General features: G+C 73.1%; 1 protein-coding gene and 1 pseudogene. Both read right to left on the bottom strand.

Features of this window, described 5'->3' with window-relative positions:
- Positions 1 to 100 precede the first annotated feature (100 nt).
- On the bottom strand, positions 101 to 11,965 hold the full coding sequence (locus ACZ53K_RS17825; RefSeq protein WP_468837065.1) for an SDR family NAD(P)-dependent oxidoreductase: 11,865 nt from the start codon (positions 11,963 to 11,965) through the stop codon (positions 101 to 103).
- A gap of 14 nt (positions 11,966 to 11,979) precedes the next feature.
- Positions 11,980 to 22,518, bottom strand: a pseudogene (locus tag ACZ53K_RS17820) (SDR family NAD(P)-dependent oxidoreductase); the annotation flags it as partial.
- Between the last annotated feature and the right edge of the window lie 81 nt (positions 22,519 to 22,599).

Here is a 22,599-nt window from a genome sequence, read left to right as displayed (position 1 = left end):
GCGGACCGGTCTCGGCTGTGCTGGTGTCGCGGGTTTCCATTTTGCGTTCTGGCCCCTCTGAGAAGTGGTATGTGGTCCGGTCGGTGTCCGTTACGGCACGTCAGCCGCCGGCCGGGACCTGGACGACGGCCGCCAGGTCTCGCAAGGTCTCCAACAGTCCGGTCTCGCGCAGGTCCTCGACCGGGATCGAGGCGAGCATCGCCCTGATCTCGTCCTCTTCCGACAGCTGCGCGCCTGCCGCCGGGCCGCTCGCGCCGGCCGCCGGCGCCACCAGGCCGAGCAGGTGTTCCGCGATCGCCTGCGGCGTCGGGTGATCGAACGCGAGGGTGCCGTCGAGCTGCAGACCGGTCAGCTTCCCGAGCTGCGTACTCAGCTCCACCGCACTCAACGAATCAAACCCGAGCTCCAACAACTCACGCCCAGGATCAATCACCTCACCCGAACCATGCCCCAACACCACCGCAACCTGAGCACACACCAGCTCCAGCACAACCGAAAGCCGATCCGCCTCCACAGCACCCGCAAGACGCCGCGCAAACGACCCGCCCCCCTGCGCACCGGCGGAAGACCGCACCACCCCGATCGCCTCAACCTCCGAAACAACCAGACCAAGCAGATGCTCCGCGATCGCCTGCGGCGTCGGGTGATCGAACGCGAGGGTGCCGTCGAGCTGCAGCCCAGTCAGCTTCCCGAGCTGCGTACTCAGCTCCACCGCACTCAACGAATCAAACCCGAGCTCCAACAACTCACGCCCAGGATCAATCACCTCACCCGAACCATGCCCCAACACCACCGCAACCTGAGCACACACCAGCTCCAGCACAACCGAAAGCCGATCCGCCTCCACAGCACCCGCAAGACGCCGCGCAAACGACCCGCCCCCCTGCGCACCGGCGGAAGACCGCACCAGGTCGCGCAGTACAGCGGGCAGTGCCCCGGCCGACGCGTGGCACCGCAGTGCGGCCTGGTCCAGTCGCACCGGGACGAGCACCGGAGCGTCCAGCCCGAGTGCCTGGTCGAACAGCGCCAGGCCGTGCTCGACGGACAGCGGGCGCAGGCCCATTCCTTCCAGGCGGGCGAGGTCGGCCTCGGCCATCCTGCCGGCCATCCCGGTGGCGCTCGTCCAGAGGCCCCACGCCAGCGAGCTGGCCGGGAGCCCCGCGGCGTGCCGGCGCGCGGCGAGTGCGTCGAGTGCGGCGTTGGCCGCCGCGTAGTTCGCCTGGCCGGGGCTGCCGAGGACCGCCGTGGCCGAGGAGAACAGGACGAACGCGGACAGGTTCATCCCGGCGGTCAGTTCGTGCAGGTGCCAGGCCGCGTCGACCTTCGGCCGCAGCACCCGCTCGACCTGTTCCGCGGTGAGTGACCCGATCAGACCGTCGTCCAGCACACCGGCCGCGTGCACGACCGCGGTCAGCGGTTCGTCCAACGCTGCCAGCAGTCGGGCGACCTGCTCCCGGTCCGCGACATCGCAGGCCGCGACCCGCACGCGGGCGCCGAGCTGCTCCAACTCGGCCACCAGCTCGTCCACCCCCTTCGCGCTCGCGCCGCTCCTGCTGACCAGCAGCAGGTCGCCGGCGCCGTGCCGCTCCACCAAGTGCCGGGCGAATACGGCGCCCAGGCCGCTCGTTCCACCGGTGATCAGGACCGTGCCGTCGAACGCGGGCACCGCGTCCGGTTCGTGCGCGGTCCGGGCCAGCCGGGGTGCGAAAGCGCGACCGTCCCGCACCGCGATCCGCGGCTCGTCGAGACCTGCCACCGCGGCCCAGTTCGGGAATTCGGTGTCGGGCACGTCCACGTGGACGAACTGCCCGGGGTACTCGGCCTGCGCGCTGTGCACCAGGCCGCCCACCGCGGCCTGGACGGGGTCCGGCGTCTCGTCGCCGACCGCAAGGGCCCCGTGGGTCTCCACGATCAGCCGTACGCCGGTCAGCGATTCGACGGCCAGCCACCGCTGCACCAGACCGAGCGCCTCGGCCACGGCATCCCGCACCGCCTCAGGGCCGTCGCCTGGCTGTGTGGTGACGGTGGCGACGACCGCGTCCGGCGCCTCGGCACCGAAGGCCAGCTCCTGCTCCAGCGCGTCCAGGTCGGCGAACTCCTGGCCGAGGACCACCACCCGCGCCGCCGCCGACGCGCCGGGCACCTCGCACCAGTCGACCTGGTACAGCGAGTTGCGCTGAGCCCGGTCTCCCTGGGCGAGTTGGGCCGCCTCCAGCGGGCGCATGTACAGCCGGTCCATGCTCAGTACCGGCTCGCCCTGCTCGCTCGCGATGTCGACCCGGAGCCCGCTGCCGTCCTCCGTCCTCACGCGCGACCTGACCCGGGACAGGCCGGTCGTGCCAAGGCGTACGTGCGACCAGGAGAACGGCAGCAGGGCGGTCTGGTCGTCGCCCCGCTGCAGCAGGCTGCCGTGCATGGCGGCGTCGAACAGGGCCGGGTGGATCCCGAACCCCTCGGCGCTGGTGTCGTCCGGCAGCGCCACTTCGGCGAACACCTCGTCGCCGGCGCGCCACACCGTCCTGACGCTCTGGAAGGCGGGCCCGTAGTCGTAGCCGAGATCGGACATGCCTGCGTACAGCTCGTCGACGGACGCCTCCTCGGCACCCGCGGGCGGCCATTGGAGGGCCCAGTCCGCCGCGATGGGCTCGGCCTCCGGTGCGAGGAGGCCCCGGGCGTGACAGGTGGTCTCCGCCGGCTTGTCGTCCTGGCCGTTCTCCTGGCGGGTGTAGATGGCGACCTGGCGGCGGCCTTCCTCATCCGCCGGCCCGACGGTGACCTGGAGCTGCCGGGCAATCCCGTCCTCCAGCAGCAGCGGAGCCTCCACGATCAGCTCGGAGAGCGCCTGGCAGCCGGTGCGCGCACCCGCCGCCAGAGCCAGCTCGACCAGTGCGGTGCCCGGCACGATCGTCACTTCCTGAACGACGTGGTCCCGGGTCCACCGCTGGGTGTCGGTGGACACCCGGCCGCTGAACAGCCACTCGTCGCGGTCTCCCAGCTGTGTGGCCGCCACAAGGACCGGGTGCTTGACCGAGCCGAGACCGGTCGCGGTGACGTCGCCGGCGCCTGCGCCGGTGGTGAGCCAGTACCGCTCTCTTTGGAAGGCGTATGTGGGCAGTTGTACGCGCTGCGCGCCGGTACCGGCGTAGTACGCGGCCCAGTCCACCCGCACACCCGACTGATACGCCCGGCCCATGAACCACGCGAAGCTCTCCGCCTCAGCCCGCCTGGCCCGCAGCGCCGGCAAGTACATCCCTCCGGACTCCCCCTCCAGGCATTGCCGTGCCATTGCGGTCAGTACCGCGTCGGGCCCCAGCTCCAGGAAGCGGCGTACACCCAGGCCCCACAGAGTCTGCACACCGTCGGCGAACCGCACCGCCTGCCGCACATGCCTGACCCAGTACTGCGGATCGGTCATCTCCTGACCAACGGGCTTGCCCGTCTCATTCGACACCACGGGAATACGCGGCTCACCAAGCCGCATCTCACGCACCACCGCCTCGAACTCAGCCAGCATCGGATCCATACGCGGAGAATGGAAAGCATGCGAGACCCGCAACCGCGTCGTCTTACGGCCCTGCCACTGCGGCAGCCACTCTTCGGCGGCGTCCGCGTCGCCGGAGACCACCACCGCGCGCGGCCCGTTCACCGCCGCAACCTCCAGTCGCCCCTCAAACCCGGCCAGAGACGCGACGACCTCGGCCTCACCGGCCTGAACAGCCACCATCGCACCGCCCTCCGGCAGCGCACCCATCAGCCGGCCGCGCGCCACCACCAGCGCACACGCATCCGCAAGCGACAGCACGCCGGCCACGTGGGCTGCCGTCAGCTCGCCGACCGAGTGCCCGATCAGGTAGTCGGGGCGTACGCCCAACGACTCCACCAACCGGAACAACGCCACCTCAACCGCGAACAGCACCACCTGCGTGTACTGCGTCGAATCCAGCAGAACAGCCTCGTCGGACCCCTCCTCGGCGTTCAGCAGCTCCCGCACCGGCCGCCCCACCCGCGGATCCAGCTCGGCACACACCTCATCCAAAGCCTCGGCAAACCGCGGGAACCGCTCCGCCAGCTCCGCACCCATCCGCGCCCGCTGAGCACCCTGACCAGTGAACAAGAACGCGGTCTTACCCGTAACCGTCTGACTCTCGGCGTCCGTTGCAGTGGGCTGGCCACCGGCGAGCGCGGCCAATGCGGTCAGCAGCTCCTCGCGGTCGGCGGCCACCAGGGCCGCCCGGTGGTCCAGCGATGCCCGTGTCGTCACGGACGAGAAGGCGATGTCCGCGACGGACGTCCCGGGCCGGGCGGCCGCATACATGCGCAGCCGCTCGGCCTGCGCCCGCAGCGCCGCATCGTTGCGCGCCGACAGCAGAACGGGGACCGCGCCCGCCGGCCGCTCCACCGGGAACTCCACCGCTTCTTCGGCGGGAGCTTCCTCAAGGATCACGTGCGTGTTGGTTCCGCTGACGCCGAACGACGAGACACCCGTACGACGCGGCCGGTCCGCCGCGGGCCAGTCCCGCGCCTCGGTCAGCAGCTCGACCGCGCCCGACTCCCAGTCCACGTGCGGCGACGGCTCATCGGCGTGCAGCGTCGGCGGCAGCGTCCCGTGCCGCATCGCCATCACCATCTTGATCACGCCGGCCACACCGGCAGCCGCGGAGCAGTGCCCGATGTTCGACTTGACCGATCCCAGCCACAGCGGGCCGTCCGCCCGCTCCCGGCCGTAGGTCGCCAGCAGCGCCTGTGCCTCGATCGGGTCGCCCAGCGTCGTTCCCGTGCCATGGCCCTCGACCGCGTCGACGTCCGCGGCCGACAGCCCGGCGCTGGCCAGCGCCGCCCTGATCACCCGCTCCTGCGACGGACCATTCGGCGCCGTCAGCCCATTACTGGCACCGTCCTGATTGACCGCGCTGCCTCGCACCACCGCCAACACCTGGTGGCCGTTACGCCGCGCGTCCGACAACCGCTCCACCACGAGCAGGCCGAGACCGTCGGCGAACCCCGTACCGTCCGCCGCCGCCGAGTACGCCTTGCACCGGCCGTCGGGGGCCAGGCCCCGTTGGCGGCTGAAGTCGACCAGCAGGTGCGGCGCGGTCATCACCGACACACCGCCCACCAGCGCCATCGAGCACTCGCCCGAGCGCAGCGCCTGCGACGCCAGGTGCAGGGCGACCATCGAGGACGAGCACGCCGTGTCGACGGATACGGCGGGGCCCTCCAGGCCGAGGCTGTAGGCGACGCGCCCGGACACCACGCTGGTGGTGGTGCCGGTCAGGTAGTAGCCGCCCATCTCCCGCAGTTCCGCCGCGCCGTAGTCCGAGGTGACCGCGCCGGTGAACACGCCGGTGTCGCTGCCGCGCAGTGACGTCGGGTCGATGCCGGCGTTCTCGATCGCCTCCCATGCCGCTTCCAGCAGCAGCCGCTGCTGCGGGTCCATGGCCAGCGCCTCACGCGGGCTGATCCCGAAGAATTCCGCGTCGAAGTCGCCGACCCCGTCGATGAAGCCGCCGCCGCGGGTGTAGAGGGTCCCCGGCTGGTTCGGGTCCGGGTCGTAGAGCCGCTCCAGATCCCAGCCGCGGTCACCCGGCAGCTCGGAGATCGCGTCCTTCCCGGACACGACCATCTCCCACAGCTCGTCCGGGGAGGTCACGCCACCGGGGAAGCGGCAGCTCATGCCCACGATCGCGAGGGGTTCGCCGTCGTTCGCCGCCTGCGGCCCGGGCCGTACCGCCGGGCGGGGTGCCTCGGTGGTGCCGAGTCCGGCGAGCAGCATCCGGGCGACCGCCGTCGGGGTCGGGTGGTCGAAGACCAGGGTCGCGGGCAGCCGGAGGCCCGTGACCTGGGCGAGCCGGTTGCGCAGTTCGACACCGCTCAGCGAGTCGAAGCCGAGTTCCTTGAACGCCCGGCCGTCCTCGACCGCGTCCGCCGACGCGTGTCCCAGCACGGACGCGACCTGCGTGCGCACCAGGTCGAGTACGACCTGCTCCCGGTCCGCCCCGGTGACGCCGGCGAGCCGCTGCGCGAGCGATCCGCCCGCCGCCGGGCGGCGGGCAGGCGCACGTACCAGTCCGCTCAGCAGGGATGGCAGCAGACCGTCGCGCGCCCGGGCCCGCAGGGCGGCCGGATCGAGTTTCACCGGTGCGAGCAGCGCCGCATCGGAGGTGAGGGCCTGATCGAACAGAGCCAGGCCCAGCTCCGCCGACAGCGCGCCGACGCCCAGTTGTTCCAGTCGTGCCAGCTCGCCCGCGTCGAGGTGGCCGGTCATGCCGGTGGCGTCGGCCCACAGGCCCCAGGCGAGGGAGACCGCCGGCAGCCCGGCCGCACGCCGCTGGTGCGCGAGCGCGTCCAACGCCGCGTTCGCGGCGGCGTAGTTCGCCTGCCCCGGGCTGCCGATCAGCGCGGCAACCGAGGAGAACAGGACGAAGGCGGTCAGGCCCATCCCCGCGGTCAGCTCGTGCAGGTGCCGGGCCGCGTCGACCTTCGGCCGCATCACCCGCTCGACCTGCTCGGCGGTCAGCGACTCCACCACGCCGTCGTCCAGCACACCCGCGGCATGCACCACAGCCGTCAACGGCTGTTCCAGCGACGCCAGCAGACCCGCCACCTGGCCACGGTCCGCCACATCACACGCGGCCACCCGGACCTCGCAGCCCAATTCCACCAGCTCGGCGACCAGCTCCTCCGCGCCCGGCGCCGCGAGACCACGCCGGCTCACCAACTGCAGCCGTCGCACACCCCGCCCCACGAGATGCCGCGCGACGACCGCACCCAGCCCACCGGTACCACCGGTGATCAGAACCGTGCCCTCCGGGTCCAGCGGCGCCGGCACCGTGAGGACGACCTTGCCGGTGTTGTGGCCCTCCCGCAGGAACCGGAAGGCCGCACCGGCATCGCGGACGTCCCAGGACCGGATCGGCGAGTGGGTGAGCGCGCCCCGCTCGAACAGCGCGGTGATCTCGGTCAGCATGGCCTGCAACCGGTCCAGGCCGGCATCGAACAGGTCGAACGACTGGTAGCGCACCCCGGCGTGGGTGGCGGCCACGGCCTCCGGGTCGTACACGTCCGCCTTGCCCATCTCGACGAACCGGCCGCCGTTCGGCAGCAGGTCGAGCGACGCCCCGACGAACTCACCCGTGAGCGCGTTGAGCACCACGTCCAGGCCACCGGTCGCGCCCAGGAAGGCGTCCCGGAAGCCGAGGTCGCGCGACGAGGCGATCCGCTCCCGCGGTACGCCGAGCGCGTGCACCGCGTCCCACTTGTGCGGGCTCGCGGTGGCGTAGACCTCCGCGCCGAGGTGGGTGGCCAGCCGCACCGCGGCCATGCCGACCCCGCCCGCCGCGGCGTGCACCAGCACCCGCTCGCCCGCGCGCACACCGGCCAGGTCGACCAGGCCGTGGTACGCGGCGAGGTGGGCCACCGGTACCGAGGCCGCCTCGGCGAACGACCAGCCGGCGGGCATCGGCACGACCGTCCTGCGGTCGGCGACGGCCAGCGGGCCGAAGCCCTCCGGTATGAATCCGAACACCCGGTCGCCGGGCGCCAGGTCGGTCACCTCGGCGCCGACTTCGAGCACCACGCCCGCGGCCTCGCTGCCCAGCGGCGCCTCGTCCGGGTATTGGCCGAGCGCGATCAGTACGTCCCGGAAGTTCAGTCCGGCGGCGCGCACGCCGACGCGGATCTCGCCCGTACCGAGCGGCCTGCCGCCCTCCGACGGGGTGATCGCCAGACCGTCCAGCGAGCCCGTCCGCCCGATGGACAGGCGCCAGTCTTCGCCGGACGGGCCCGCGGGCGCCCGGCCGAGCCTCGGGGCGAGCACCCGGCCGTCGCGCAGTGCGAGCTGCGGCTCGTCCGTGGCCACGAGCGCCGCCCAGTCCGGCGCGTCGCCGGTTCCGGTACCGCTCCCGGTGTCGATCATGACGAACCGTCCGGGGTGCTCGGACTGGGCGCTGCGCACCAGGCCCCACACCGGGGCCTGCGCCCCGTCCGGCGCCTCGTCGCCCACCGCGATTCCGCCGTGCGTCGTCACCACCAGCCGCGCGTCGCCCAGCCGGTCGCTGTCCAGCCACCGCTGCACCAGGGCCAGTGCCCGTACGGCGGATTCCCGCGCGGCGTCCGCCCCGGTGTTCCCGGGTGCCGCCACCTGGGCGACGACCACGTCCGGTGCGCTGGCGCCGTCGGCGAGGGCCTGCTCCAGCGCGTCCAGGTCCGCGAACTCCGCACCGAGTACGGTGACCCGCCCGGCCGCCTTCGGCACGGTGATCTCGGCCCAGTCGATCCGGTACAGCGGGTCGCCGGTCCCGGTGGCGCTTGCCAGCTGCGCGGGGTCGACCGCGCGGAAGACGAGCTTGTCCATGTGCAGTACCGGCTCGCCGTACGTGTCGACGACGTCGACACGCAGCGTCGACTCACCGGCCGGGGAAAGCCGCACCCGGGCGCTGGTGGCGGTGCCCGCACCGAGCCGGACGCCGGACCAGGAGAACGGAAGGACGACCGCGTTGCCCGGCTCCTTCTCCAGCAGCCCGCCGTGCATGGCGGCGTCGAGCAGTCCCGGGTGGACGCCGAATCCCGCGTCGTCGGCGCCGTCCGGCAGCGCGATCTCCGCGTAGATCTCGTGGCCCAGGCGCCATGCGGCGCGCACACACTGGAACGTCGGACCGTAGTCGTAGCCGAGGTCGGTCATGCCCGCGTAGAGCACCTCCGCCGACGCGGCCTCGGCGCCCGTGGGAGGCCAAACCGCCGCCCAGTCGGCGGCCGGCGCGGGCGCGGTCTCGGGGGCGAGCCAGCCGCGCCCGTGGCAGACCGCCTGCTGCCGCTCGTCCTCGTCGGTCATCCGGCGCGAGTAGATCGCCACCTCGCGGCGGCCGTCGGCATCGGCCTGGCCGAGGGTGATCTGGACCTGCCGCGCCGCGTCGCCGTCGAGTACCAGCGGCGCCTCCAGCACCATCTCGTCCGCCACGGCACAGCCCACCTCGCGACCGGCGGTCAGCGCCATGTCGAGCAGCGCGATGCCCGGAACGATCACCGAGCCGAGCACGACGTGGTCGCGGGTCCAGGGCTGGCCGTCCGCGGAGATACGGCCGGTGAACACCCACTCGTCGCGGTCGCCGACCGGCACGGCCGCGGCCAGGACCGGATGCCCGATGTGGCCCAGTCCCGCCACGGACGCGTCGCCCGCGCCGCTGCCCGGCGTCAGCCAGAACCGCTCGCGCTGGAACGCGTAGGTGGGCAGGCCGGTCTGCCGCGCGCCGGTCCCCGCGAACAGCGCGGACCAGTCGACGGGGGCGCCGGCGGTGTGCGCCTCGGACAGCGACAGCAGGAACCGTCGCAGGTTCCCCTCGTCGCGGCGCAGCGAGCCGACCACCGCGACCTGGCCGTCGGCGTCGTGGGCGGCGATCGTCGCTTCCACGGCCATCGACAGCACCGGGTGCGGCGACACCTCCACGAAGCAGCCGGCGCCGTTGTCGATCAGTGCCCGGACGGCGGGCTCGAAGCCGACCCGGCCGCGCAGGTTGGCATACCAGTACGCGGCGTCCAGTGCCTCGCCGTCGAGGAATCCGCCCCGTGCCGCCGAGTAGAAGGGAATGCGCGCCGCTGCCGGGCGCAGCGGTGCCAGCACGTCCAGCAGCTCGGCCTCGATCGCCTCGACCTGCGCCGAGTGCGAGGCGTAGTCCACGTTCACCCGGCGGGCCCGGATCCCGTCCCGCTCGTATGCCGCGACGATCTCGTCCAGCGCGGCGGGCTCGCCGGCGATCACCACGGCGGCCGGGCCGTTGACCGCGGCGACCGACACCCGGCCCTCGTAGGGGGCGAGGCGCTCTTCGACGTGCTCGGCCGGCAGCGCCACCGACACCATGCCGCCGTGTCCGGCGAGGTGCCGCAGCACCAGCTTGCTGCGCAGCGCCACCACGCGTGCACCGTCCTCCAGGGACAGCGCCTCGGCCACGACGGCGGCGGCGATCTCACCCTGGGAGTGCCCGACCACCGCGGACGGCTCGACACCGTAGGACCGCCAGAGCGCGGCGAGCGAGACCATCACCGCCCACAGCGCAGGCTGGACCACGTCCACGCGCTCCAGCGCGGGCTCGTCCTCGGCGCCGCGCAGCACGTCCTCCAGCGACCAGTCCACGAAGGGCGACAGGGCGACGGCGCACTGTGCCATGCGCGCGGCGAACACCGGGGAGGAGTCGAGCAGTTCGACGGCCATGCCCGTCCACTGCGCACCCTGCCCGGGGAAGACGAAGACCGGCTTGCCTTCGGCCACGCGGCCCTCGACCACCCCGTCCGAGGGTTCGCCTGCGGCGAGCGCGGTCAGCGAGGAGAGCAGTTCGTCGCGGTCGGCCGCGACCACCACGGCGCGCCGGTCGAGCTGTGCGCGGGTGGTGGCCGCGGAGAAGGCGGTGTCCAGCAGGGAGACCTCGGGCTGGGCGGCCAGGTGGGCGCGGAGCCGTTCGGCCTGCGCGCGCAGGGCGGTCTCGCTGCGCGCGGAGAGCGGCACCGGTACCGCCGGCAGTGCGGCGCCGGTCTGCGCCGCGGGGGTCTCGTCTTCGGCCGGGGACTTCTCTTCGGCCGGGGCCTCTTCGAGGATCACATGGGCGTTGGTGCCGCTGACGCCGAACGAGGACACGCCGACCCGGCGCGGACGGTCCGACGCGGGCCACTCGCGTGCTTCGGTGAGCAGTTCGACCGCGCCCGGCGCCCAGTCGACGTGCGGCGTCGGCGTGTCCACATGCAGCGTGGCGGGCAGCACCCCGTGCCGCATCGCCTGCACCATCTTGATGATGCCCGCCACTCCGGCCGCGGTCGACGAGTGCCCGATGTTCGACTTGATGGATCCCAGGAGCAGGGGGCCGTTGGTCCGCTCGCGGCCGTAGGTCGCCAGCAGGGCCTGCGCCTCGATGGGGTCGCCCAGCTTTGTGCCGGTGCCGTGACCCTCCACGGCGTCCACGTCGGCGGGGCTGAGACCGGCACTGGCGAGAGCCTGCCGGATCACCCGCTCCTGCGAGGGGCCGTTGGGCGCGGTCAGGCCGTTGGACGCGCCGTCCTGGTTGACCGCCGAGCCGCGCACCACCGCGAGAACGGTGTGGCCGTTACGGCGTGCGTCCGACAGCCGCTCCACGACGATCAGGCCGAGTCCGTCGGAGAAGCCGGTGCCGTCGGCGGATGCCGCGTACGCCTTGCACCGGCCGTCGGGGGCCAGGCCCCGCTGGCGGCTGAAGTCGACGAACAGGGTGGGTCCGGCGAGTACGGTCACACCGCCGACCAGCGCCAGGGAGCACTCGCCGGAGCGCAGCGACTGCGCGGCCAGATGCAGGGCCACCAGCGAGGACGAGCACGCCGTGTCCACCGACTCCGAAGGGCCTTCGAGGCCCAGGGCGTAGGAGACCCGTCCCGACACCACGCTCGTCGTCGACCCGGTCAGCCGGAATCCCTCGATCTGCGGCAGGCTGCCGGCCGGTGCGGCCGCGTAGTCCGAGGGGCCGACGCCGCAGAAGACGGCCGTGTCGCTGCCGCGCAGCGAGGACGGGTCGATGCCCGCGTTCTCGAACGCCTCCCAGGCACCTTCCAGCATCAGCCGCTGCTGCGGGTCCATCGACAGGGCCTCACGCGGGCTGATCCCGAAGAAGCCCGCGTCGAACCCGGTGGCGGTGTCCACGAATCCGCCGATGCGCGAGTAGGACGTACCGAGCTGGTCCGGGTCGGGGTCGTAGAGCCGCTCCAGGTCCCAGCCGCGGTCGGTGGGCAGCCCGGACATTCCGTCGCGGCCCGCGGCGACCAGGTCCCAGAGTTCGTCCGGCGAGGTGATGCCGCCCGGGTACCGGCAGCTCATGCCGACGATGGCCAGCGGCTCGTTCGCGCGGTCCTCGAACTCCCGCAGCCGGGTCCGGGTCTCGTTGAGTTCGACGGCCGTCCGCTTCAGGTACTGGACGAGCTTTTCCTGCTGCGGGTCGGTGCTTTCAGCGCTCATGTTCACTTTCCTCTTCAGCCCTCGCCGATCTCGGCGTCGATCAACTGGAAGACCTCGTCAGCGGTGGTCGCCGCCTCGATCAGTGCACTCGTGCTCCGGCCGCCTTCGGTGAGGTCGGCGAGCAGCGTGCGCAGTCGGCCTGCCACGCGTTGTTTCTCGCCGGCCGCGCTCTCGGCGAGCATGCTTTCGAGCTTCTTCAACTCCTGGTCGATGAGCGGTTCTTCGGTACCGCCGCCGATCTCGGCAAGGATCAGTCGTGCGACCGCCGCCGGTGTCGGGTGGTCGAAGACCAGGGTCACGGGCAGCCTCAGCCCGGTGGTCCGGGTCAGCCGGTTGCGCAGCCCGACCGCGGCCAGCGAGTCGAATCCCAGCTCTTGGAAGGCCCGCTCCGGGCCGATCGTGGCGGCGGAGGCATGGCCGAGGACGGCCGCGACCTGCTCCCGTACCAGTTCGAGTACGAGCTTCTCGCGGTCGGCTTCCGCCACGCCGGCCAGCCGCTGTGCCAGGGACCCGCCCGCCGGTTCGGCGCGCCGTGCCGGTACGCGTACGAGTCCGCGCAGCAGCGGGGGCAGCAGCCCGGCACGGGCCTGACCACGCAACGCGGCCGGGTCCAGCCGGACCGGTGCCAGCAGCGCCTCCTCGGACGCGAGGGTCTGATCGAACAGGGCCAGACCCAGCTCCGCAGACAGCGCGCCGACGCCCATCTGCTCCAGGCGCGCCAGCTCACCCGGATCCAGGTGGCCGGTCATGCCGGTGGCCTCGGCCCACAGGCCCCAGGCCAGGGAGACCGCCGGCAGCCCGGCCGCACGCCGCTGGTGCGCCAGCGCATCGAGGGCCGCGTTCGCGGCGGCGTAGTTCGCCTGCCCCGGGCTGCCGATCAGCGCGGCAACCGAAGAGAACAGGACGAACGCGCTCAGGTCCCTCCCCGCCGTCAGCTCGTGCAGATGCCACGCCGCATCTATCTTCGGCCGCATCACCCGCTCCAGCTGCTCCGCGGTCAGCGACTCCACCACACCGTCATCCAGCACACCCGCCGCATGCACCACAGCTGTCAACGGCTGTTCCAGCGAGCCCAGCAGACCCGCCACCTGGCCACGGTCCGCCACATCGCACGCGGCCACCCGCGCCCGGCAGCCGGACCTCTCCAGCTCGGCCACCAGCTCATCGACACCCTCGGCCGCCGGGCCACGCCGGCTCACCAGCAGCAGATCCCGCACTCCGTGCTCGGCAGCCAGGTGCCGGGCGAACACCGCGCCCAGGCCGCCGGTGCCACCGGTGATCAGAACCGTGCCCTCCGGATCGAACGACCGCGCCCGGCCCGGAACTGCGCCCGCACGCCCCAGGCGCGGCGCCCACAGTCCCCCCGTACGCACGGCCAGCTGCGGCTCATCCAGCTCCCACAGCGCACCCCACTCCGGCTCGTCACCCTCCTCCAGATCGACCACCCGCAAACGCCCCGGGTGCTCGGACTGCGCACTGCGCACCAGGCCCCACAGCGCGGCCTGCGCGACGTCCGGCGCCTCACCGGACACCGCAACCGCCCCACGCGTCACCAGCACCAACCGCGACTCGGTCAGCCACTCGCTCGCCAACCACCGCTGGATCAGTTCGAGCGTCTGCCCGGCGACCGCCCGCGCGCTTGCGCCCGCATCGCGCGCGTCGGCCGGTGCCTCGAAACCGGCCAGGACCGCTTCCGGTGCCGGCGCTCCCTCCGTGAGGGCCTGCTCCAAGGCGTCCAGGTCGGCGAACCGCTCTCCGGAGACGGCGAGTTCACCGAGTACGGCGAGTCGCGACGGCTTGGGCGCCCCGGCCCGCACCGGTATCCAGTCGACCTTGTACAGCGGGGTGTCGGAGCGGCTCCGTGCCGCCTCGATCTGCGCCTGCTCGATCGGCCGGATGTCGAGCCGCTCCACGCTCGCGACCGGCCGGCCCTCCTCGTCCGCGATGTCGATGCGCAGGGTGGTGTCGCTCGTCGGTCCGCTGCGCACCCGCAGCCGGGTGGGCCCGCTCCCGTGCAGACGCACCTTGCTCCAGGAGAACGGCAGCCCGCCCTGGGTGCTGTCCGTCTGGCCGAGCAGGCTGAGTCCGCCGTGCAGGGTGGAGTCGAACAGTGCGGGGTGGATGGCGAATCCCCGGGCCGGTCCGGCGTCGTCGGGCAGCTCCAGTTCGGTGTAGATCATGTCGCCGGAGCGCCATGCCGCCTGTACGCCGCGGAAGGCGGGACCGTAGTCGAAGTCGTCGTCGGTCCGGTGCGCGTAGGCGTTGACGCGGGTGTAGAGCGTGTCGACGGTGAGCGGTTCGGCACCGGCCGGCGGCCACTGCGCGGACAACGGCTCCGCCGGGTCCGGGTCCTGGGCCAGCCAGCCGCGACCGTGGCACGTTGTCTCGGGCTGCTCCTCCTCGGTGCCGGACTGCGGCTGGGAGAAGATCGCGACCTCGCGGCGACCGTCGTCCGCGGGCTGGCCGACGGTGACCTGGAGGTGCCGTACGGCGTCCTCCTCCAGGATCAGCGGCGACTCGATGACGAGTTCGTCCAGCATCCGGCAGCCCACCGTGTCCCCCGCCGTCAGGGCGAGTTCGACCAGTGCGGCGCCGGGCACCACGACCGTTCCGAAGACCAGGTGATCCCGGGTCCAGGGGTGCGCGTCGAGGGACATACGGCCGGTGAACACCCACTCGTCCCGGTCACCCAGCCGCACCGAGGCGGCGAGGACCGGGTGCTCGACACGGCCCTGTCCGGCGGCGCTCGCGTCCGTGGTCCCGGCGCTCGGGGTGAGCCAGAACCGCTCGCGCTGGAAGGCGTACGTGGGCAGCGGTACGCGCCGGGCACCGCTGCCGGCGTACAGCGTCGGCCAGTTCACCTCCACGCCGGCCGCGTGCGCCTCGGCCAGGGACGTCATGAACCGTCCGGGCCCGCCCTCGTCCCGGCGCAGCGACCCGACGGTCGCGGTCCGGTCGGCGGCGCCGTGCGCCTGAGCGGTGTCCTCCACCGCCATCGCGAGCACCGGGTGCGGGGACACCTCGATGAAGCAGCCGGCGCCGTTGTCGATCAGTGCCCGGACGGCGGGCTCGAAGCCGACCCGGCCGCGCAGGTTGGCGTACCAGTAACGGGCGTCCAGGGTCGAGGTGTCGATGAACCCGCCGGTCGCGGCGGAGTAGAACGGCACCTGTCCGGACACCGGCTCGATCGGTGCCAGCACCTCCAGCAGCGCGTCCTCGATCGTCTCGACATGCGCCGAGTGCGAGGCGTAGTCCACGTTCACCCGACGGGCCCGGACGCCGTCCCGCTCGCACGCGGCGATCAGTTCGTCGAGCGCGTCGGCGTCACCGGCGACCACCACCGACGTGGGGCCGTTCACCGCGGCGACCGATATCCTGCCCGGGTAGGGGGCGAGAAGTTCCTCGACCCGCTCGACCGGCTGCGCCAGCGACACCATGCCGCCCAGCCGGGCCAGCCGCTCGCGGATGAGCCGGCTGCGCAGGGCCACGACACGGGCGCCGTCGACGAGCGACAGCCCGCCCGCCACGCATGCGGCGGCGATCTCCCCCTGGGAGTGCCCCACCACCGCCGACGGCTCCACACCGTACGAGCGCCACAGCGCCGCCAGCGACACCATCACGGCCCACAGTGCGGGCTGCACCACATCGACCCGCTCCAGCGACGGTGCGTCCTGCGTCTGCCGCAGCACGTCTTCCAGCTGCCAGGTGACGAACGGGGACAAGGCCTCTGCGCAGGCGGTGATCTGCTCGGCGAACACCGGTGACGCGTCGAGCAGTTCGACGGCCATGCCCGCCCACTGCGCGCCCTGCCCGGGGAAGACGAACACCGGGTTGCCGCCGACCGGCTGCCCTTCGACGACGTTGGCCGCGGGAGAGCCCGCCGCCACCGCGTGCAGGCCCGCGAGCAGTTCGTCGCGGTCCGATGCGATCACGGCCGCGCGCCGGTCCAGCTGCGCACGCGTCGTCACCGACGAGAAGCCGATGTCCGCGAGCTCCAGCCCGGGGTGTGCCACGAGGTGTGCGTGCATCCGGCCGGCCTGCGCCCGCAGTGCCGTCTCGTTGCGTGCGGACACCAGCACCGGTACCACGGCGGGCCGGGCGGGCCCGTCCCCGGCCGGTGCGGCCGGCTGCTGCTCGTCGGCCGGCGCCTCTTCGAGGATGACGTGGGCGTTGGTGCCGCTGACACCGAACGAGGACACGCCCGCGCGCCGTGTCCGCCCGGCAGCGGACCACTCCTGTGCCCTGGTCAGCAGTTCGACCTCGCCTGCGTCCCAGTCCACGTGCGGTGACGGCTCGGTCGCGTGCAGTGTGGCGGGCAGCACCTCGTGCCGCATCGCCTGCACCATCTTGATCACACCGGCGACCCCCGCGGCCGCCGAGGTGTGCCCGATGTTCGACTTGATCGACCCCAGTCGCAGGGGGCCGTTGGTCCGCTCGCGGCCATAGGTCGCCAGCAGGGCCTGCGCCTCGATGGGGTCGCCCAGCTTCGTGCCGGTGCCATGCCCCTCGACCGCGTCCACGTCGGCGGGGCTGAGACCGGCACTGGCGAGAGCCTGCCGGATCACCCGCTCCTGCGAGGGACCGTTGGGCGCGGTCAGACCATTGGATGCACCGTCCTGGTTGACCGCCGAACCACGCACCACCGCGAGAACGGTGTGCCCGTTACGGCGCGCGTCCGACAGACGCTCCACGACGACCAGGCCGACCCCGTCGGCGAAGCCGGTGCCGTCCGCGTCCGCCGCGTACGCCCGGCACCGGCCGTCCGGCGACAGGGCCCGCTGCCGGCTGAACTCCGTCAGCAGGTACGGACCCGCCATCAGCGTCACGCCACCGGCCAGCGCCAGTGAGCACTCGCCCGAACGCAGCGCCTGCGCGGCCAGATGCAGGGCCACCAGCGAGGACGAGCACGCCGTGTCCACCGACATCGACGGCCCTTCGAGGCCCAGGGTGTAGGAGATCCGCCCCGACAGGACACTGGTCGTCGTGCCGGTCAGCCGGTAGCCCTCCAGTTCCTGGACGAGCGCGCCGCCGTAATCCGAGGTGACCGCGCCGGTGAACACACCGGTGTCGGTGCCGCGCAGCGACGTCGGGTCGATGCCCGCGTCCTCGAACGCCTCCCAGGCCGCCTCCAGGATGAGCCGCTGCTGCGGGTCCATGGCGAGGGCCTCGCGCGGGCTGATCCCGAAGAACTCGGCGTCGAACTCGCCCGGCCGCTCCAGGAATCCGCCACCGCGCGTGGAGATCTTGCCCGGCTGGTCCGGGTCCGGGTCGTAGAGCCGTTCCAGGTCCCATCCGCGGTCGGTGGGCAGCCCGGACACCGCGTCGCGTCCGGAGGCGACGAGCTGCCACAGCTCGTCCGGGGAGGTCACGCCGCCGGGGTAGCGGCAGCTCATCCCCACGATCGCGAGCGGCTCGTCGGCCTCCGCGCGCCGTGGCCGCGCCACGGTACGCGGTATCTCCGCGATCCCGCCGATCTCGGTGAGGACCAGTCGTGCGACCGCCACCGGGGTGGGGTGGTCGAAGACCAGGGTCGCGGGCAGCCGCACGCCGGTGGCCTGGTTGAGGCGGTTGCGCAGCTCGACGGCGCTCAGCGAGTCGAAGCCGAGGTCCTTGAAGCTGCGTCCGGTGCCGAGCGTGGCCGCCGAGTCGTGTCCGAGGACGGCCGCGGCCTGTGCCTGTACGAGGTCGAGTACGAGCTTCTCGCGGTCGGCTTCCGCCACGCCGGCCAGCCGCTGTGCCAGGGATCCGCTCGCCGACTCGGCGCGCCGTGCCGGTACGCGCACCAGCCCGCGCAGCAGCGGTGGCAGCAGACCCGCACGGGCCTGATCGCGCAACGCAGCCGCGTCCAGCCGGACCGGCGCCAGCAGCGCCTCATCCGACGTGAGGGCCTGATCGAACAGTTCCAGACCCAGCTCCGCCGACAGCGCGCCGACGCCGGTGCGCTCCAGCCGCGCCAGCTCGGCCTCCCCGAGACGCCCGGTCATCCCGGTGGCGTCGGCCCACAGGCCCCAGGCGAGGGAGACCGCCGGCAGCCCGGCCGCACGCCGCTGACACGCCAGCGCGTCGAGGGCCGCGTTGGCCGCCGCGTAATTGCCCTGTCCCGCACTGCCGATCAGCGCGGCAACCGAGGAGAACAGGACGAAGGCGGTCAGGCCCATCCCCGCGGTCAGCTCGTGCAGGTGCCGGGCCGCGTCGACCTTCGGCCGCATCACCCGCTCCAGCTGCTCGGCAGTCAGCGACTCCACCACACCGTCATCCAGCACACCCGCCGCATGCACCACAGCCGTCAACGGCTGTTCCAGCGACGCCAGCAGACCCGCCACCTGGCCACGGTCCGCCACATCACAGGCAGCCACCCGGACCTCGCAGCCCGACTCCACCAGCTCGGCGACCAGCTCCTCCGCGCCCGGCGCCGCGAGACCACGCCGGCTCACCAGCTGCAGCCGTCCCACACCCCGCCCCACGAGATGCCGCGCCACGACCGCACCCAGCCCACCGGTACCACCGGTGATCAGCACACTATCGTCAGCGGACCACAACCGCGGCGAACCGACCGGAGCACGGCCCAGACGCGGCGCCAGCAACCTGCCACCCCGCACCGCCACCTGCGGCTCACCACAACCGACCACGGCACCCCAGTCGGCCCCGCCGCCCTCCACATCGACCAGCACAAACCGGCCGGGATGCTCGGACTGCGCACTGCGCACCAAACCCCACACCGCGGCCTGGACCACATCCGGCGCCTCACCGGACACCGCAACCGCCCCACGCGTCACCAGCACCAACCGCGATCCGGTCACCCGCTCACTCGCCAGCCAGCGCTGCAGCAGGTCGAGTGTGTTCGCGGTGGCTTCCGGCGTCGCCTCGGCCGTGCCGGCTGCCGGGTGCCGTGCCGCGACGTTGGCGACGATCACTTCGGGCACCGCGGCGCCGTCGGTGAGCGCCTGTTCCAGCGCGGGCAGGTCGGCGTAGTGGTTGTCGGTGCTCGGGTGGCCCGCGCCCAGGAGCGCGATCCGGGGCGGTTCGGCGGTGTTCCCGGCCGTGACGGTGGCCCATTCGAGCCGGTAGAGGCTGTTGGTCCTGCTCTGCCGGGCGCTGGTGAGCTGTTCCTGCGCAACCGGGCGTACGTCGATGGAGTCGACCGACACGGCCGGGGCCCCGGTGTGGTCGACGGCGTCCAGGCGCAGCGAGGAGTCGCTGGTGACGACCGTGCGGACGCGCAGCGCCGAGGTGCCCCGCTGCTCGATGCGGGCGCCGGTCCAGCTGAACGGCATCTTGTGCCGACCGCTGTCCCGGCCGGCCAGCAGGGCGGCGCCGCTCTGCAGCGCGGCGTCGAACAGCGCCGGGTGGATGCCGAACCGTCCGCCGTCGACGTCGTCGGGCAGCGTCACTTCGGCGTAGATCTCCTCGCCGCTGCGCCAGGCGGCACGTACGCCCTGGAAGACCGGGCCGTAGTCATAGCCGAGGTCGGCCAGATCGCCGTACAGCCCGTCCACGGAGAGCGGCTCGGCGTCCGCGGGCGGCCAGGCGGCGGGCCACGGTGCGGTGGTCCCCGGCTCCGAGGAGAGGAATCCCCGCGCGTGGCAGGTCACGTCCGGCTCGGTGTCCTCGGCCGCGGATTCGGGGCGCGAGTAGATCGCCACCTCGCGCCGGCTGTCATCGCCGGGCTCGCCGACGGTGACCTGCAGTTGCCGTGTGACGCCGGGTTCCAGCAGGAGCGGCGCCTCCAGCACCAGTTCGCCGAGGGCCGGGCTGCCGGCTCGCCGCCCGGCGGCGAGCGCCAGCTCGACCAGTCCGGTGCCCGGCACCACGATGGCGCCGAGCAGCAGGTGTTCGGCGGCCCAGGGCTGGGTGTCGGTGGACAGCCGGCCGGTGAACAGCCACTCGTCGCGGTCGCCGACGGAGACCGCCGCCGCGAGCAGCGGGTGGTCGAGCCGCCCGAGTCCGGCCGCGGTGGCGTCCTGACGGCCGGTGTCGGGGGCCAGCCAGTACCGCTCGCGCTGGAACGCGTACGTGGGCAGCTGCGTCCGCCGGGCCGCGGTGCCCGCGTAGTACGCCGCCCAGTCCACCCCGACACCCGCGGTGTGGGCCTGTCCGAGGAATCCGGCGAAGGCCTCGGCCTCGGCGTGGCGGGCGCGCAACGCCGCCACCAGCACGACGTCGTCCTCGTTTTCGAGGCACTGCCGTGCCATCGCGGTCAGGACCGCGTCGGGCCCCAGCTCCAGGAAGCGGCGTACGCCCAGGCCCCAGAGGGTCTGCACACCGTCGGCGAACCGCACGGCCTGCCGCACGTGCCTGACCCAGTACTGCGGGTCGGCCATCTCCTGGCCGACGGGCTTGCCGGTCTCGTTCGACACGATGGGAATGCGCGGCTCGTCGAGCCGTACCTCACGTGCCACCGCTTCGAAGGCGGCCAGCATCGGGTCCATGTGCGGGGAGTGGAAGGCGTGCGAGACCCGTAGCCGCGTGGTCTTGCGGCCCTGCCACTGCGGCAGCCACTCTTCGGCGGCGTCCGCGTCGCCGGAGACCACGACCGCGCGCGGCCCGTTCACCGCCGCGATCTCCAGTCGTCCCTCGTACCCGGCCAGGGACGCGACGACCTCGGCCTCGCCGGCCTGAACAGCCACCATCGCACCGCCCTCCGGCAGCGCACCCATCAGCCGGCCGCGCGCCACCACCAGCGCACACGCATCCGCAAGCGACAGCACGCCGGCCACGTGGGCTGCCGTCAGCTCGCCGACCGAGTGCCCGATCAGGTAGTCGGGGCGTACGCCCAACGACTCCACCAGCCGGAACAGGGCCACCTCGACGGCGAACAGGGCCACCTGCGTGTACTGCGTCGAATCCAGCAGGGCGGCTTCCTCGGAGCCCTCCTCGGCGTTCAGCAGTTCCCGCACCGGCCGTCCCACGCGCGGGTCCAGCTCGGCACACACCTCGTCCAGCACCTCGGAGAACAGCGGGAACTGCTCCGCCAGCTCCGCACCCATCCGTGCGCGTTGGGCGCCCTGGCCGGTGAACAGCAGCGCCGTCTTGCCGCCGGCCACGCGGCCCTCGGTCAGGCCTGGCGCGGGCGCACCGCCGGCGAGGGCCGCCAGCCCGGCCAGCAGCCGCTCGCGGTCGGACGCCACCACCGCCGCGCGGTGCTCCAGCTGTGCCCGCGACGTGGCCTGGGTGAAGCCGACGTCGAGCACGGAGACCTCGGGGCGCGCGGCGAGGTGCGTGTGCAGCCGGTCGGCCTGCGCCCGCAGCGCGGTTTCGTTCCGGCCCGAGATCAGCACCGGCAACGGGCCCGCGGACCGCTGCGCCGGGCCGTCGGCCGATACCTCGGCCTCCGCCGGAGCGCCGTCCTCGTTCCCGTCCTCGACCGGGATCTCGGCCGGTGCCTCCTCCAGGATCACGTGCGCGTTGGTGCCGCTGATCCCGAACGACGAGACGCCGGCGCGCCGCGGCCGTCCGGAGGCCGGCCACTCCCGGGCCTCCGTCAGCAGTTCGATCTGGCCGTCTTCCCAGTCGATGTGCGGTGACGGCTCGTCCACGTGCAGCGTGGCGGGCAGCATCCCGTGCCGCATCGCCTGCACCATCTTGATCACACCGGCGACCCCCGCGGCCGCCGAGGTGTGCCCGATGTTCGACTTGACCGAGCCCAGTCGCAGCGGTCCGTTGCGCTCCTGGCCGTAGGTCGCCAGCAGTGCGCGTGCCTCGATCGGGTCGCCCAGCTGGGTGCCGGTGCCGTGGCCCTCCACGACGTCGACTTCGGCGGGGCTCAGCCCGGCGCTCGCCAGGGCCTCCCTGATCACTCGCTCCTGCGAGGGGCCGTTGGGCGCGGTCAGGCCGTTGGACGCGCCGTCCTGGTTGACCGCCGAGCCGCGCACCACCGCGAGGACCGTGTGGCCGTTACGGCGTGCGTCCGACAGCCGCTCCACGACGATCAGGCCGAGTCCGTCGGAGAAGCCGGTGCCGTCGGCGGATGCCGCGTACGCCTTGCACCGGCCGTCGGGGGCCAGCCCCCGCTGGCGGCTGAACTCGACGAACAGGAACGGCCCGGCGAGTACGGTCACGCCGCCGACCAGCGCCAGGGAGCACTCGCCGGAGCGCAGCGCCTGCGCGGCCAGATGCAGGGCCACCAGCGAGGACGAGCACGCCGTGTCGATCGTGACGGCGGGGCCTTCCAGCCCCAGGCTGTAGGCGACGCGGCCCGACACGACGCTTGCCTGGGTGCCCGCCAGGCGGAACCCTTCGAGCTCCGGCAGCATCGTGCCGCCGTAGTCGGAGGTGACCGCGCCGGTGAACACCCCGGTGTCGGTGCCGCGCAGCGACGTCGGGTCGATCCCCGCGTCCTCGAACGCCTCCCAGGCCGCCTCCAGCATGAGCCGCTGGGCGGGGTCCATGGCGAGGGCCTCGCGGGGGCTGATCCCGAAGAAGTCCGCGTCGAAGTCGCCGGCACCGGCGACGAATCCGCCCTTGTCGGTCGTCACCGTCCCGGGCTCATCGGGGTCCGTGCCGTCGAGCCGCTCCAGGTTCCAGCCGCGGTCGGTGGGCAGGCCCGTGGTGGCGGGGGGGGGGGGGGGGGGGGGGGGGGGGAAGGGGGGGGGGGGGGGGGGGGGGGAGGGGGGGGGGGGGGGTGGGGGGGAGGA

The organism is Streptomyces sp. NPDC033221, assembly GCF_055577005.1.
The sequence above is the reverse complement of the archived record's forward strand: the minus strand, read 5'-3'. Positions and strand labels throughout refer to the sequence as shown.